The sequence below is a fragment of the Helicobacter sp. 11-8110 genome (assembly GCF_003288905.1).
Classification (GTDB): Bacteria; Campylobacterota; Campylobacteria; order Campylobacterales; family Helicobacteraceae; genus Helicobacter_D; species Helicobacter_D colisuis.
In genome coordinates this window covers 149,056-162,763 of the sequence record NZ_NHYL01000003.1, presented here as the reverse complement: position 1 = coordinate 162,763, position 13,708 = coordinate 149,056, and the positions used below count along the sequence as shown (strand labels likewise).

Genomic DNA, 13,708 nt, shown 5'->3' with positions numbered 1-13,708 from the left:
AAAGGGACTAAAATAAGTGGTTTTCGGTAAGCCACGCAGGATTAAAATTCCTTTTAAAACCGAATCTTTATTTTATGCTTTCTTTAGAATATTTATAATAAGGTAGCACCAAAGGGCTGTGATTGATAAATTTTTAGCTTTAAACAAAAGTATAAAAAGCCTAGAGTGGAAGTGTGTAGCTTGAGATTCTCAAGCAGAGACTGCAGAGAATCTAGCTTTGATTTATTTTGTGAGGTCTTTGATAAATCTATCAGCAAGATAGAGACCATCACCATTTGATCCAATAAGTTTGATTTTATCAACAATTCCACGGAACAAAGCCTCTTCCTCGTGTTGTTCGCTTACATACCATTGCAAGAAATTAAAAGTTGGGTAGTCTTTGCTTTGCAAGGTGCAATCTACAAGGTTATTGATAGATTGTGTGATTTTTTGCTCGTGCGCATATGTTTTTTCAAACACATCAAGCAATCCATTAAAGTTGGATTCTGGAGTGGCGACTTCTGTAATGATCACCTTAGAATCTGTTTCATTAAGGTATGTAATAAGACGCTTAGCATGTCCACTTTCTTCATCGGCATGTTGAAACAAAAACAAACCCGCACCATCAAAGCTATTTTCATAGCACCAAGAACTCATACTCAAATACAAATTAGCCGCAAACATTTCTTTTGCAATTTGCTCATTGAGTAGTTTTACAATGTCTTGTGTAATCATTTTATATCCTTAATGAAAATTTAGAGTTTGAATTCTAAGTTATATTGCCTAATATTTCTCTTAAGATTCTGTATTAGTATCAATAAGCAAAGATGCTAGATTCTTAAGGATTCTTGTTGTGCGGGTTGTTGATATAAATTTATTGACTTGCAAAAATCATATTTTAAAAATAGGGAATGTTAATGTCTGCTTTTTGTGGTTAATATTATATGAATCAAAAAAACAAAGGATTTAGAATGTTTGATACTATAAAGCACACTTTAACTCATGTGGATAAAAGTTTTCTTGCAGAGAAATTTACCCAAACAAAGTCTTTGTTTTTGGAGTGTTCAAGTATGAAGGAGTGGTTTTTAAAGGGGCATTATGATATGGTGAATTCCTCTTTGGAGTTTATACGAAAGCTTGATTTTGTTTTGGATAAAGACATTTTGGATTTGTTTTTGCAAGAGAGCATTTGGCTAAAAGACAAATACACAAAGCTACAAGAAGCTAGAATTGACATAAAAACAAATTTCAAACGCACAAGTGAGCCTATACACGCGCTTGCTGGTTTGTCTCATTTGCGAACATTGAAGTTTCCTATCACAGAGGATTTGCTTTATCTTAACAAAATGCAAATTATGCAAAAACTTCAAGGGTTTGCTATGAAACATTATAAAGTTTCTAAGGGTAAGTTAGAATTTTAGGGAGAGATTTTATAATATAAAATCTCTTATGATGGAGAATCATTGACTTTAAAGATTTAAGGGTGGTTTGTGATAGCTATTTCTAATCTTTTAAAAAAACAGCATCAAAGTATTTATCAAGATCTCATTAAGCATTTTGAGCGATTTAATATTGCTTATAGGGAGGTTGAGAGCAAAGATATATGGGTAAGGGATTTTATGCCCTTGGTGTATGAAAATACCGCGACAAGTTATATTTATAATCCAAATTATCTCAAAAAAAGACCTGAAATAAGGACTTTCATAGAGCCTTTGGATAATCACTTAAATTTAGTTCTTGATGGTGGTAATTTTGTAAGAATGCAAGATATTGCCTTTATGTGCGAGAAAATCTTTAGTGAAAATCCGCTGCTAAAAGAAGAAGAAATTATAAAAACTCTCAAGCAAACTCTCAAATTAAATCGCATAATATTTTTGCCAAAACAAGCCTATGATAGCTATGGGCATAGCGATAGTATGGCAAGATTTGTAACCAAAAATCACATATTGATTAATGATTTCTCGCTAGAAAATGATAAATTTTTTAAAAAGCTAAATGTAGCTTTAGAGGGTTTTCAAGTTACTAAGATGAGCTATTCTAAAGAATTTATGGAAAAGTATAAATGGGGCGGATATTTAAATTTCATAGAATTTGATCAAGTGATTTTTGTGCCAACCTATGGTATAAGTGAAGATGAAAAGGTTTTAAACTTCTTGCAAAATATCTACAAGGACAAACAAATGGTGGGTATTTATTTAAAACCTATCATCAAAAAGGGAGGGGCGTTGCACTGTATTAGTGCTAATGTTTTAGAATAATTAAAAGGAGAAAAAATGGCAGATAGAGTTGATTTTATCGAGAATCTAGGAGATGATGTAAAGAAAAGTTTCTTAAGATTATATCTTAAAGGTGCTATTGGAAGTAGAGATATCGCAGAGAAGTTGCTTGATAAAGCATCGAGCAAATTTACTATTTTTGAAATGATAAGGAATCAGCTAAATTTAAAAGATACTAGCGAAGTGGAATGCTTAAAAGAGCACTATGAAATAATAATGCGAAAATATGAAATCGTGAATAAAGAGGAAGATAAAAAATTTGAAGAAGTAGATAAATTAGTTGATGAAAAATTTGAAGAAATGAAAAAATTTGCCCTATGGTATGAGAAAGCGCGTATAAATCCCAAAGAAAGAAAATGTCATTATTGCGGAATCACAGAAGAAAACTTAAAAAAATATTTGACAATAAGGTTATACAATCTAAAAAACCATCTTTTAATAGCACATTGCAGATTGAAAGACTAAAACCAAACAAAGGCTATGTTGAAGATAACTGCGTTTTGGCTTGTTGTATTTGCAATAATGCAAAGAGTGATATGATAAATGCTGAAAATTTTAAAGAATATTTTGCAAAAAGGATTGAATGCTTTTATAATAGTTTGTTGAGTGGAGAAATTTCAAATAGCTTTTCATAACTAGACAATCAAAATCTAGTGATTCTAACATAAAAAGCTTGTGTTTCTTGGCATTTTGCCTTGAAATGTTAGTGGTTTATGATTCTAGGATTTGTATGAAAGATTGCAACTCTTGTTTTATATCTTTTGCTAGCTAAAGTGGTTCTAAAAGTCTAATATGGGGGATGTGTTCATAGATTATGGGTTTTATCTGCATTTTGTCATTAATATAAATCTCAATAATCAATGATGCATCTTCTAGCGTTTCTATGATTCGTTGTGTTTTAAGTGGTTTTTTGATGAAATATTTAGCCACTTCTGCGCTAATTAGCATTCTTGCAATAAAATATGGCTTGTTGTTAAACCACAGAATTTGCATTTTTTAAGATTCTGCTTATATCTAGTGAAGCTTCAAAATTTTCTTTTAGCAGTTTTATGTCTTTGATGCTTTTTAAATAAAGCGTTTTTAGAATCTCATTTTCTAGGCACACCAAATACTAAAAACTAGAAAAAAGAGCAACTTTTAAAGGTTTAATAGTCCTATTTTGATTCTTATAATTGAATTAAATCTGAATCTTTTTGATGATTGAAGAGTAAAATATAATCAATGTGTTGGCTCTCTAGCTTTTTGCTGCCAATATCAACAAAAAGGGAAAGGTCTGCTAAATGCATATGCTAATTCCATAATGCACATATTTACACGCCTTTTGGTAGAAATCCTCTCCAAGATAAAAGGAGAGTTTATCTAGCATATTTGATACAAAGGCGCTTTTGCTATCTTCTTTTATGCTCCATTTTTGACTTATTTTTTGTAATTGATTAGAAATAAGTGGATTTTTGATGTCGCGCTCTATAGTTTTTGTGCTTACATTTAAGATACGCGCAAGTTCTGTGATGTTTTTGGGATTTTGTCATAAATCTTGGCAATTTGCTCATCTTGATTTGTCATTTTTGCCCCCATAAGTATCAATTCACAACAAAATAAAAAGCGTAGATTGATTTTGGATTAATTCTAGCCAAAGCATCCTTAGAATCCGCATTAAAACTAATAGCCTAAGCTCTTTTGTCTGGTTAGTTTGTATGCAAAATTTATTCATTTGTCTTTAATGGGCTGTTTAGTGAATTGTAAGGCAAATTTTGACAAAATACAAAATTTTAGAGTCTCTAAAGGGAAAATTTGCAACAAACAATATTAGAATTAATGGAAAAATGGGAAGTCTCTAAGGAAGATAGGGAGATTTATTGCAAGAGAGTTTATTCTAAGAGCTTTGCAAAAGGACAGAGAATTGCTAGTGGAGAAGATGAGTGTCGCGGGTTAGTTTTGATTGAATATGGCGCACTTAGGGCTTATATCATTTCTTCTTATGCAAAAGAAATTAATCTTTTTGTGCTCCATAAAGATGATTATTGTATTCTTTCGGCTTCTTGTATGTTTAAAAATATCACTTTTGAAGTGAATTTGGAGTTTATAGAGACTTCTAGCGTGTGGATTCTGCCTAGTAAAGTATTTGATCAGTTAAGTTTAAAATACCCTAAGGCAAAGCAATTTCACTTAGATTTGGTGTCGCAGAGATTAAGCAAGGTAGTTGATTCGCTTAGTTCTTTGGCTTTTGAATCTTTAAACCAAAGAGTCTGTAACTTTTTGCTTGAAGCGCTTAAAGCTAATGGGAATGATAAAAAAAGGCTCTATATCACACATGGAGAAATTGCCAATGCACTAGGGAGCGCTAGAGAGGCTGTTTCTAGAGTTTTGAAAGATTTAGAAAAGCAAAATAAAATTATTTTAAAGCGCGGAATTATAGAGTTTTTGGATTAGTCTTATTTGGCTTTAAGCGCCTTTTTTATCTCTTCTGAATCATCAAAGTGTAAGGTGCGATCACCAATAATTTGATAAGTTTCATCGCCTTTTCCAAGCACAAGCAGCACTTCATCTTCTTTGAGTTGGGCAATGGCTTTTTGAATAGCCAAAGCGCGATTGACTTCTAAGGTAACTCTTGAGAGTTTATTGTGTGGGATTCCACTTAGAATCTCTTGCATAATAATTTTAGGGTCTTCATTGCGTGGATTGTCGCTTGTGAGATAAATTTTTTGTGCGTATTTGCTTGCACAAAATCCCATTTTTGGTCGTTTTGTCTTGTCTCTATCGCCACCTGCGCCAAAAAGCACTGCGATTTTTTGATGTAGAAAAGATTGAAAAATTTGCTCCATTCCATCTTCAGTGTGTGCAAAATCAACGATAATAAGAGGCTTTTGGTTGATAATTTGCATACGCCCCATAACTCCCCCAAAATTTTCTAATTGATTAGCAATTTCTTGCAGGGGTTTTTGGGTTAGCATTTGCACTGCACCAATGGCGGCTAGTGCATTATAGAGATTATGTTTGCCAAGGAGCAAAGAATCCAAAGTAGCTACTTGGCTACCATAGGTTATTTGCGCGGTGATTCCACCTTTTAGGCTATAAGCTTTGATACTAAAAGTGGAGGCTGATTCAATTCCATAAGTTAGGGTGTTTTGCAGTGAGTATTGAGCGTTTTTTTCATCTTTGTTGATAAGCTTTTTGTCATTTGGATTAGCAAAAAAAGAGTTTTTAGTTGCAATATAATTTTCTAGGGTTTTGTGATAGTCTAAATGATCACTTGTGATGTTAGTTAGGATTTTTAGCGCGAACTCTAAGCCCTCGATTCTATTTTGAATAATAGCGTGTGAGCTTACTTCCATAACAAAAAATTCACAACCTTCTTGTTTGGCTTCATTGATAGCAGTGTAAATTTCTAGTGTGGAGGGAGTTGTAAGCCCTTTTGGGCGTTTTTGGATTCCATTAATAAAAAATCCTCGCGTTCCAAGCAAACCAACTTTATAGCCCATATCCAAAAGGATAGAATAAATCATTGCAGCAGTCGTAGTTTTTCCGTTTGTCCCTGTAATACCAATGCATTGTAAATCTAATTTTAAATAGCTTGATAATTCTTTGGGGGTAACAAAAAACTCACAGCCTTTTTTTTGAACTTCTTTAAGATATTTTTGGGAGCTTTGCGTAACAAAAAAGGCACAATCTTTGGAGACTTCTCTTGAATCATCACTTAAAAATTTAAAATCCCTAGAAATGTCTAGTGCAATTTTCATTTATAATCTCCTGCTTTAAGAATCTGCTTATAGATTCTTAGAAAATCTTTATCCAAAAAAAGAATATTGCCAACATTTTCAAAATAATTCATCGCAACATCTTTGAATCCATAATCAACGAGATTTTGCATAAAAAATAAAAAATCTCCCTTGTGTGTGAATATGATTTTGGTGCTAAACATTAAATCCTCAAAAGCTTCCTTAAAGCCAATATCATCGGCTATTTTTTGAAAATCTTTGTATAAGATTCCATCGCTTCTATCAATGTCGGCTTCTTGAATACTTTGAAGTGCAAGATTAAGTGCAAAAAGATTTTTATCAAAATTTTCTATCATCGCGATAATTTCTTGTTGCGCATCAGAAGTCTTAGAATCTTTAATGATTTGATAATAATCAAACAAACTTGTTGCCTCATCCTTGTGATCTAGCGCCATATCAGCCAACATTGTTAGCATTTGCAAAAAAGGTTTATTTTTGGCGACGAAATTAGGATTATCTTGAATTTCAGAGAGAATTCCACTTGCTAAAGAACAAAATTCAAGGCATTCTGAATATTCGCCCTTTTTAAAAGATTCTTGAGCCTTTTTTAAATACTTTGAGCTTTGCTGGATTAAGCGCATATTAACCTACATTTACAAGTTCAATATCAGGGTGAATTTCATTTTTTAGCGCACTTTCAATCCCAAATTTAAGTGTTTTTGAGCTACTTGGACAGCCTTTACAGGCACCTTCTAAGCGCACATAAACTTTGCCATTTTCAATTTTAAGCAAGGTTACATTTCCACCATCATTAATAAGCATTGGACGCACTTTGTCAATCACAATCTCCACTGGCTTTAATAATTCTTGATCGCTAAAGGGAAGCATTTTTTCTCCTAAATAATTTTAATCTCTTTATATTCTATAAAAACTTAATCTTTTATTAGTTTTAAGCAAGAGCGATACTTTTTACCTAATTTAATATTAAAGCATTTTTTATTAATCAAAGAAAGTTGAAATATTTATGGAATTTTTTCATTTTTTATTTTATAATTAGCCAGGTTTATGAAAATAAAGGGCGGTTGTGCTACATTAGCACTTGGCATACTTACTACTTTTAGGAGGATTTTATGCAAAATGATGAAGTCGTTATTCAAAGTTATCTTAAAATAACTTCAGAAAGAAAAAAAAGAAAGAATCCAGCGCGTTGGGATAAATGGCAAAGTATCACAGGTCTAGTTTTGGCTGTGTTTATTTTGTTGCATATGTGTTTTACTTCGTCGATTCTTTTTGGAGTTGAAGCATTTAATGCGGTAGTTGCTTTTAGCGAAGGATCTTTAATTTTTGGAAAAGGCATTCCTATAATCACTACTTTGGTTGTAATTGTAATTAGTGCATTTTTTGTAACACATGCTTTTTTGGCAATGAGAAAATTCCCAGCAAATTTTCAACAACTTATGGTTTTTAAAACACATAAAAGCTTAATGAAGCATTGCGACACAACACTTTGGTGGATTCAATTCCTCACAGGCTTTATTTTGTTTTTCTTGGGTGGTGCTCATTTAGTAACTATTTTATTTAACTCTACAGAAATTAATGCGATTACTTCAGCAGCAAGATTTGTTCAAGGTAATTTAGCGGAGTTTTATCTTGTTTTACTTGTAGTGATGGTTTTGCATGCAAGTATTGGACTATATCGTGTGATTATTAAATGGGTTCCTCTTGAAGCGCCAACAACGGCACAAAGCAATATTAAAAGACGCAATATCAAAATTGCTATATTCTCAATTTTTATCATTCTTGGAGTTATTGCTTTTATAGCGGATTTCACTTGGATTGCGCTTGGAAAAAGTTTATAGGAGTTTTTAGATGAAAATAATATATTGTGATTCATTGGTAATTGGTGGAGGATTAGCAGGGCTTAGATCCGCAGTAGCCTGTCAAGAGAGGGGTTTAAGCACTATTGTTTTAAGTCTTGTTCCTGTTAAGCGAAGCCATTCTGCAGCAGCACAAGGGGGTATGCAAGCTAGTCTTGGTAATTCAAAAATGAGTGATGGTGATAATGAAGACTTGCACTTTGCAGATACGGTAAAGGGAAGCGATTGGGGTTGCGATCAAAAGGTAGCAAGAATGTTTGTAACCACTGCACCAAAAGCCATTAGACAATTAGCTGCTTGGGGGGTACCTTGGACAAGAATCAAAAAAGGCGATAGAACAGCAGTTATTAACGCACAAAAAACAACTATTACAGAAGAAGAATTCCGCCATGGATTAATCCATTCAAGAGATTTTGGTGGAACTAAGAAATGGAGAACTTGTTATACAGCTGATGCCACAGGACATTCAATGCTTTTTGCTGTGGCTAATGAAGCTTTGAAGTATAATGTTGATATTCACGATAGAAAAGAGGCAATTGCAATTATCCATAAAGATGGTAGATGCTATGGGGCAGTTGTTAGGGATCTTATCACAGGAGAACTCATCGCCTATGTTTCAAGAGGAACACTGATTGCAACAGGTGGATATGGTAGAATCTATAAAGACACAACTAACGCAGTAATTTGCGAAGGAACAGGAAGTGCCATAGCACTTGAAACTGGGATTGCAAAACTTGGCAACATGGAAGCGGTGCAATTCCACCCAACAGGACTTTTCCCAAGTGGAATTTTATTGACAGAAGGTTGTCGTGGAGATGGTGGGGTATTGCGTGATGTTGATGGATACCGCTTTATGCCAGATTATGAGCCCGAGAAAAAAGAACTTGCAAGTCGTGATGTGGTTGCTCGGAGAATGCTCCAAAGAATACGCGAAGGCAAGGGAGTGAAATCTCCTTATGGCGAACATCTGTGGTTAGATATTTCTATTTTAGGTAGAAAGCATATCGAAACTAACTTAAGAGATGTCCAAGAAATTTGTGAATGTTTTGCGGGCATTGATCCAGCTGAAAAGTGGGCTCCAGTTAAACCAATGCAACATTATTGTATGGGTGGAATCCGCACTAATCATAAGGGAGAGAGTGCCCTAAAAGGACTTTTTTCAGCAGGTGAAGCAGCTTGTTGGGATTTACACGGATTTAACCGATTGGGTGGGAACTCAGTGAGTGAAGCTGTGGTAAGTGGTATGATTATTGGAGATTATTTTGCAGAGAGTTGTCAGCAAACTTATGTGGATATTCAAACAGAATTTGTTGAAGAATTTTTAAAAAAACAGCAAGCCTATCTTGAATCAATTTTGGCAAGAGAAAATGGAGAAAATGTTTTTGAAATCAAAGACAAAATGAAACAAATTATGGGTGATAAAGTTGGTATTTTCCGAGATGGATCGCATTTGCAAGAAGCTGTTAATGAATTAGAAAAACTTTATATTCGCTCTAAAAACATTAGCATTAAAACTAAGAGAATGCACGCTAATCCAGAATTAGAAGAAGCTTATCGTGTGCCAAAAATGTTAAAAATCGCACTTTGTGTTGCAAAAGGTGCTTTAGATAGGACAGAATCTAGGGGAGCACATAGCCGAGAAGATTTTCCAAAACGCGATGATTTAAATTGGCTTAAGAGAACTTTGACTTCTTGGGAAGATCCTAATCAAACCTTGCCAACTGTTACTTATGAACCATTGGATATTGCCACAATGGAAATTGCTCCAGGATTCCGTGGATATGGAGCTAAGGGAATGATTATTGAAAATCCAGAGAGCTTGAGACGACAAGAAGAGATTGACAATATTCGCACAAAAATGGAAGCAGAGGGCAAAGATCGCTATGAGATTCAAGAGGCATTAATGCCATTTGAATTGCAACCATATTACAAAGCACGCAATCAAAGAATAGGAGATAAACAATGAGTGGAGCAGTAGAAAGTAGTAACAGAACTTTAACTATTCGGGTTTTAAAATTTAATCCAAATAGCGCAATTTCAAAGCCGCATTTTGCAGAATACAAATTGCAAGAAGCACATTCGATGACGATTTTTATTGTTTTAAATATGATTAGAGAGCAATATGATCCTGATTTGAGTTTTGATTTTGTTTGTCGTGCAGGTATTTGTGGAAGTTGTGGAATGATGATAAATGGTCGCCCTAGACTTGCTTGTAGAACTTTAACAAAAGATTTTCCAGATGGTGTAATCACACTTATGCCACTTCCTGCCTTCAAACTTATCAAAGATTTGTCTGTGGATACAGGAAATTGGTTTAATGGTATGAGCAAACGCGTTGAGAGTTGGATTCACGCACAAGAAAAAAGTGAAGAGCATATGAGTCAAATTGAAGATCGTGTTGAGCCAGAAGTAGCACAAGAGGTTTTCGAGCTTGATCGATGCATTGAGTGTGGTTGTTGTATTGCTGCGTGTGGAACAAAACTAATGCGTGAAGATTTTGTGGGAGCAGCAGGATTAAATCGAGTGGTGCGCTTTATGCTTGATCCACACGATCAACGCACCGATGAGGATTACTATGAGCTAGTGGGAGATGATAATGGTGTGTTTGGTTGTATGAGTTTGCTTGCATGCCACGATGTTTGCCCTAAAAATCTACCCTTACAAAGTAAGATTGCTTATTTGCGTAGAAAAATGGCGACAACTAAATAACTTTTAGAATCCCTTTGTGGGATTCAATGCTTTCTTATTTTTTATAGTGTAAAATTTTGCTTTCATTTTTAGAGAGGTGTCCGAGTGGTTGAAGGAGCACGCCTGGAACGCGTGTAAGGTGCAAGCCTTCGAGGGTTCGAATCCCTTCCTCTCTGCCATTACTGCAACCCTATCATTTTTAATACACTTTTATTTTTAGCATTTTGTTTTAAGAAATAATCAAGTAATATGTGGGCAAATCTGTAATGATAAATTTTTTACAATAATATTTTAGGAATGCATTTGGAAGTTGCAGTTTATTTGCACATTCCCTTTTGTGATAGTAAATGTGGATATTGTGCGTTTAATTCAAAAACAAATAAGAATCATCTCAAAGAAGAATATATGCAAGCACTCTCTAAGGATTTGCAAAATAAATTGCTTGATTTTAGTATTTCTAAAGTTACTTCTCTTTATATTGGTGGTGGCACTCCAAGTGTGGTAAAATCGCAACAATATCATAATATTTTTAATATTTTAGAACCTTATTTTATCCAAGATATAGAGATTAACATTGAAGCTAATCCTAATTCACTAAGTTTGGAGTGGATTGGGGATTTAAAGCAAATGGGAGTTAATCGCCTAAGTCTAGGGGTGCAGAGTTTTTTTACTGATAAATTGCGATTTTTAGAGCGAAATCATAGGGTGGATTCTGTATTTGAATCTATTGATAATGCAACTAAAGTGGGCTTGGAGAATCTTAGTATTGATTTGATTTATGGGACGCCTTTTTGCAATCAAAATCTTTTGAATCAAGAGATACAAATAGCTTCTAAGCTACCCATTAATCACATTTCTGCCTATCAATTAAGCATTGATGAGGGAAGTCGATTTTCTATCCAAAAAAAGCAAGAATTTAGCGGTGAGTTTGCAGGATTTGCAAGTATGGGACATTTTGTAAGAGAAGAGTTAAGACAAGCAGGATTCTTGCAATATGAAGTAAGCAATTATTCGCGTGGTTATCAATCTAGGCATAACTTGGCTTATTGGGAGCAAAAGGATTATTTGGGCGTTGGAGCAGGGGGTGTGGGCTGTATAGCTGGTGTGAGAAGCTATGGGGTTTGTGAAATTGAGGAGTATTTAAAAGAAACAGAATATACACAAGAAATTTTAAGCCAAAGGGATTTAGATTTGGAGCATTTGTTTCTTGGGTTTAGATCTTGTGTTGGGGTGCTAGAAGATAAAATTACTAAAAAAAAGGAATTGGAGATTTTATTAAAGGAAAAAAAGGTCGAAAAAAAGGCGGAGAGAATCTACGCTAAGGATTATTTTTTGGGAGATGAATTAGCTCTCTTCCTTTGGTAAGAGCCATAGGGCTAGATCATTTCCGATTGGCTGACTATGAAGGAGTTTAAAACTTGCATTGAAATGAGGCGCTAGATCATAAGTGGATAGAGTAGGGCTTAAAAAGATGAGCAACATATCAATTTGAGGTAGGAGATTTTGAAGTAGGTTTGTCCCTCCCTCACACATTATAAAGCCTGAAAAATCTGAGAGAGAATGCAGGATTCTAACTTGGCGGTTTGGAATAGAAAAAAGGGGTGCAGTTTGGGGAAAGTCTTTTTGGTGCGTGAGAATGGCTATATTTGGGTTTTTTTGGCTTTGCAGAGAATTAGATCGCGAATCAAGTATTGGGTTATCAATTAACACGCTTTTGCCTGAAATAACGAGTTCATCAAGTTTGCAACGCAGATTATGCATAAAAATTTGTGTTTCTTTGGAGCTAATTTGCCCTCCATCGATACTGCCATTTAATCTACAAGCGTATTTAAAAAGCACAAAATTTCCCTTTTTTTGCAAGAAGTTAAAGGGCAATAATAAATCATTGGCTTTTATCGAGCTTTTTTGAAGTTCTTTATTCTCCCAAGCTTTGATAATTTTACATCCCCTTTGTTGTAAATATTCAGCACCACCTTGGGCTTTGGGATTTGGATCTTTTGCGCCAATAATAAGCTTTTTTATCCCTAGTGATTCTATAAGCGCTGCACACGATGGTGTTTTGCCTTTATGCATACAAGGCTCTAAAGTAACATAAAGGGTGGTATTAAGAAATAGAGTATGAGCTTTTTGCTTTAAGTATTCGTGTATTTGAGTGGATTGTTCTAGGGAGAGTATAGTGGAATCTTGCGTGAGATTAAAGTAAGCCTCTTTTAGTGCTAGGACTTCAGCGTGGGGTTTTCCTGCTTCTTGGTGTGCTTGTAGAGCTAGAATCTTGCCATTATAATCTAAGATTAAAGCGCCAACAGCAGGATTGGGTAGAGTTTGGCATTGGGTTTTCCAAGCTTCCTTGATAGCGAGTTCTAAATAAAAATTATCATCTACCATATAAAATAAGTTTGCGCTTTTTTAATCGTATCAAGGGGAATGGTGATTTCATTTTCAAGTTCAAGATTGTCGCCATTAACAGCTAAAAGCTTACCTTTAAATTCTTCTTTGGCAAAAGTTTTTATCTTTAAGAGTTCTCCAATAGCATCGCAGAAGTGCTCTTTGGTTTTTAATGTGCGTTCAATGCCTGGAGAACTTACTTCTAAAAAATAGCTTTTTGATTCAGGGATTTCAACATCCAAAAGCGGTGAAAGTGCAAGGCTGATTTCTTGGCAATCATCAAGGCTAATTGAGGGCTTTTTGGTTACAAAAATTCGTAAAATTTGATTATCATTTTCTTTGAGTGTTGCAATATCATAGAGTTTGCAATCAAAACTTTCAATAAGTTTTTGAATTTTTATTTGTAAATCTTGGTTAATTAACATTATTGTTCCTTTTTTCTTTTTCTAGGGCAATGGTGTGAAAGATTTTATCAAGGCGATTTTCTCTCTCCAAAGAATCATCAAAAAAGAATTGAAAATCAGGACATCTAAACCAGCCTGTCTCTTCTAAACAATATTCTTTGATAAGATTTCTGGCTTTTTTGAGTTGATTGAGTATTTCTGCTTGTTCGTGTGTGGTCAAAAAAGAGGATTCTAAGAAAACTTGCGCAGAATATTTACCCTTAGAACATTTTACTTCAACCACATTAAGTGAATTAAGCCGTGTGTCATTAAGATTGGCTAGTGCCATTGGAATCAATTCTTTTAAAAGTGATTGTGTGCGCTCTAGTTTAATATTTTTCATA

16 protein-coding genes and 1 tRNA gene are annotated in these 13,708 nt (G+C 34.4%); 9 read left to right on the top strand and 8 right to left on the bottom strand.

Annotated features, from left to right (window positions below; genetic code table 11):
* Positions 1 to 222: 222 nt before the first annotated feature.
* Positions 223 to 714, bottom strand: coding sequence for a non-heme ferritin (gene ftnA / locus CCY98_RS04765; protein WP_112057444.1), 492 nt, complete (start codon positions 712 to 714; stop codon positions 223 to 225).
* A gap of 236 nt (positions 715 to 950) precedes the next feature.
* On the opposite strand from ftnA, the gene CCY98_RS04760 reads away from it, so the two are divergent.
* The 3 genes from CCY98_RS04760 to CCY98_RS04750 all read left to right on the top strand — a co-directional run bounded on the left by CCY98_RS04760 (position 951) and on the right by CCY98_RS04750 (position 2,720).
* A complete protein-coding gene (locus CCY98_RS04760) occupies positions 951 to 1,400 on the top strand; it encodes a hypothetical protein (RefSeq protein ID WP_112057443.1) in 450 nt (149 codons plus the stop codon).
* A 69-nt stretch (positions 1,401 to 1,469) separates the two neighbouring features.
* Complete coding sequence (locus CCY98_RS04755; RefSeq protein WP_112057442.1) at positions 1,470 to 2,237, top strand: agmatine deiminase family protein; 768 nt, start codon at positions 1,470 to 1,472, stop codon at positions 2,235 to 2,237.
* Positions 2,238 to 2,252: 15 nt separating this feature from the next.
* On the top strand, positions 2,253 to 2,720 hold the full coding sequence (locus CCY98_RS04750) for a hypothetical protein (protein ID WP_112057441.1): 468 nt from the start codon (positions 2,253 to 2,255) through the stop codon (positions 2,718 to 2,720).
* A 303-nt stretch (positions 2,721 to 3,023) separates the two neighbouring features.
* Here CCY98_RS04750 and CCY98_RS04740 read toward each other — a convergent pair whose 3' ends face one another.
* Positions 3,024 to 3,248: a WYL domain-containing protein gene (locus tag CCY98_RS04740; RefSeq protein WP_112057439.1), complete on the bottom strand. Its 225-nt coding sequence runs from the start codon at positions 3,246 to 3,248 to the stop codon at positions 3,024 to 3,026.
* A 798-nt stretch (positions 3,249 to 4,046) separates the two neighbouring features.
* On the opposite strand from CCY98_RS04740, the gene CCY98_RS04735 reads away from it, so the two are divergent.
* A complete protein-coding gene (locus CCY98_RS04735) occupies positions 4,047 to 4,685 on the top strand; it encodes a Crp/Fnr family transcriptional regulator (protein ID WP_181566545.1) in 639 nt (212 codons plus the stop codon).
* Positions 4,686 to 4,687: 2 nt separating this feature from the next.
* On the opposite strand, the gene CCY98_RS04730 is transcribed toward CCY98_RS04735, so the two are convergent.
* From CCY98_RS04730 to CCY98_RS04720, 3 genes are read right to left on the bottom strand one after another with little or no spacing between them, the layout of a single operon-like run.
* Complete coding sequence (locus CCY98_RS04730; RefSeq protein ID WP_112057438.1) at positions 4,688 to 5,992, bottom strand: UDP-N-acetylmuramoyl-L-alanyl-D-glutamate--2,6-diaminopimelate ligase; 1,305 nt, start codon at positions 5,990 to 5,992, stop codon at positions 4,688 to 4,690.
* Complete coding sequence (locus CCY98_RS04725) at positions 5,989 to 6,612, bottom strand: hypothetical protein (RefSeq protein ID WP_112057437.1); 624 nt, start codon at positions 6,610 to 6,612, stop codon at positions 5,989 to 5,991. The genes CCY98_RS04730 and CCY98_RS04725 overlap by 4 nt, the downstream gene beginning before the upstream one ends.
* A gap of 1 nt (position 6,613) precedes the next feature.
* Positions 6,614 to 6,859: a NifU family protein gene (locus CCY98_RS04720; protein WP_112057436.1), complete on the bottom strand. Its 246-nt coding sequence runs from the start codon at positions 6,857 to 6,859 to the stop codon at positions 6,614 to 6,616.
* 242 nt (positions 6,860 to 7,101) lie between these two features.
* On the opposite strand from CCY98_RS04720, the gene CCY98_RS04715 reads away from it, so the two are divergent.
* The 5 genes from CCY98_RS04715 (at position 7,102) to hemW (ending at position 11,901) form a co-directional block, all read left to right on the top strand.
* Complete coding sequence (locus CCY98_RS04715; protein WP_112057435.1) at positions 7,102 to 7,830, top strand: fumarate reductase cytochrome b subunit; 729 nt, start codon at positions 7,102 to 7,104, stop codon at positions 7,828 to 7,830.
* 10 nt (positions 7,831 to 7,840) lie between these two features.
* Entirely contained in the window at positions 7,841 to 9,814 is a 1,974-nt protein-coding gene (locus CCY98_RS04710) for a fumarate reductase flavoprotein subunit (protein ID WP_112057434.1), read from the top strand.
* Complete coding sequence (locus tag CCY98_RS04705) at positions 9,811 to 10,557, top strand: fumarate reductase iron-sulfur subunit (protein WP_112057433.1); 747 nt, start codon at positions 9,811 to 9,813, stop codon at positions 10,555 to 10,557. The genes CCY98_RS04710 and CCY98_RS04705 overlap by 4 nt, the downstream gene beginning before the upstream one ends.
* Before the next feature lie 70 nt (positions 10,558 to 10,627).
* Positions 10,628 to 10,715 (top strand) — tRNA-Ser (locus tag CCY98_RS04700).
* A gap of 118 nt (positions 10,716 to 10,833) precedes the next feature.
* Positions 10,834 to 11,901: a radical SAM family heme chaperone HemW gene (gene hemW, locus CCY98_RS04695; RefSeq protein WP_258438840.1), complete on the top strand. Its 1,068-nt coding sequence runs from the start codon at positions 10,834 to 10,836 to the stop codon at positions 11,899 to 11,901.
* Here the strand turns inward: hemW and ribD are convergent.
* From ribD to rbfA, 3 genes are read right to left on the bottom strand one after another with little or no spacing between them, the layout of a single operon-like run.
* Positions 11,881 to 12,921: a bifunctional diaminohydroxyphosphoribosylaminopyrimidine deaminase/5-amino-6-(5-phosphoribosylamino)uracil reductase RibD gene (gene ribD, locus CCY98_RS04690; RefSeq protein WP_112057431.1), complete on the bottom strand. Its 1,041-nt coding sequence runs from the start codon at positions 12,919 to 12,921 to the stop codon at positions 11,881 to 11,883. The genes hemW and ribD overlap by 21 nt on opposite strands.
* Positions 12,915 to 13,346 carry a ribosome maturation factor RimP gene (rimP, locus tag CCY98_RS04685; RefSeq protein WP_112057430.1) on the bottom strand — a complete coding sequence of 144 codons (432 nt, stop codon included), beginning with the start codon at positions 13,344 to 13,346 and terminating at the stop codon, positions 12,915 to 12,917. The genes ribD and rimP overlap by 7 nt, the downstream gene beginning before the upstream one ends.
* A complete protein-coding gene (rbfA, locus tag CCY98_RS04680) occupies positions 13,336 to 13,707 on the bottom strand; it encodes a 30S ribosome-binding factor RbfA (protein ID WP_112057429.1) in 372 nt (123 codons plus the stop codon). Before rbfA ends, rimP begins: the two co-directional genes overlap by 11 nt.
* Between the last annotated feature and the right edge of the window lies 1 nt (position 13,708).

Coding starts and splice junctions, on each gene's coding strand:
- ftnA (WP_112057444.1), bottom strand. CDS start 714: ATGATTACACAAGACATTGTAAAACTACTCAATGAGCAAATTGCAAAA.
- CCY98_RS04760 (WP_112057443.1), top strand. CDS start 951: ATGTTTGATACTATAAAGCACACTTTAACTCATGTGGATAAAAGTTTT.
- CCY98_RS04750 (WP_112057441.1), top strand. CDS start 2,253: ATGGCAGATAGAGTTGATTTTATCGAGAATCTAGGAGATGATGTAAAG.
- CCY98_RS04740 (WP_112057439.1), bottom strand. CDS start 3,248: ATGCAAATTCTGTGGTTTAACAACAAGCCATATTTTATTGCAAGAATG.
- CCY98_RS04730 (WP_112057438.1), bottom strand. CDS start 5,992: ATGAAAATTGCACTAGACATTTCTAGGGATTTTAAATTTTTAAGTGAT.
- CCY98_RS04725 (WP_112057437.1), bottom strand. CDS start 6,612: ATGCGCTTAATCCAGCAAAGCTCAAAGTATTTAAAAAAGGCTCAAGAA.
- CCY98_RS04720 (WP_112057436.1), bottom strand. CDS start 6,859: ATGCTTCCCTTTAGCGATCAAGAATTATTAAAGCCAGTGGAGATTGTG.
- CCY98_RS04715 (WP_112057435.1), top strand. CDS start 7,102: ATGCAAAATGATGAAGTCGTTATTCAAAGTTATCTTAAAATAACTTCA.
- CCY98_RS04710 (WP_112057434.1), top strand. CDS start 7,841: ATGAAAATAATATATTGTGATTCATTGGTAATTGGTGGAGGATTAGCA.
- CCY98_RS04705 (WP_112057433.1), top strand. CDS start 9,811: ATGAGTGGAGCAGTAGAAAGTAGTAACAGAACTTTAACTATTCGGGTT.
- hemW (WP_258438840.1), top strand. CDS start 10,834: ATGCATTTGGAAGTTGCAGTTTATTTGCACATTCCCTTTTGTGATAGT.
- ribD (WP_112057431.1), bottom strand. CDS start 12,921: ATGGTAGATGATAATTTTTATTTAGAACTCGCTATCAAGGAAGCTTGG.
- rimP (WP_112057430.1), bottom strand. CDS start 13,346: ATGTTAATTAACCAAGATTTACAAATAAAAATTCAAAAACTTATTGAA.
- rbfA (WP_112057429.1), bottom strand. CDS start 13,707: ATGAAAAATATTAAACTAGAGCGCACACAATCACTTTTAAAAGAATTG.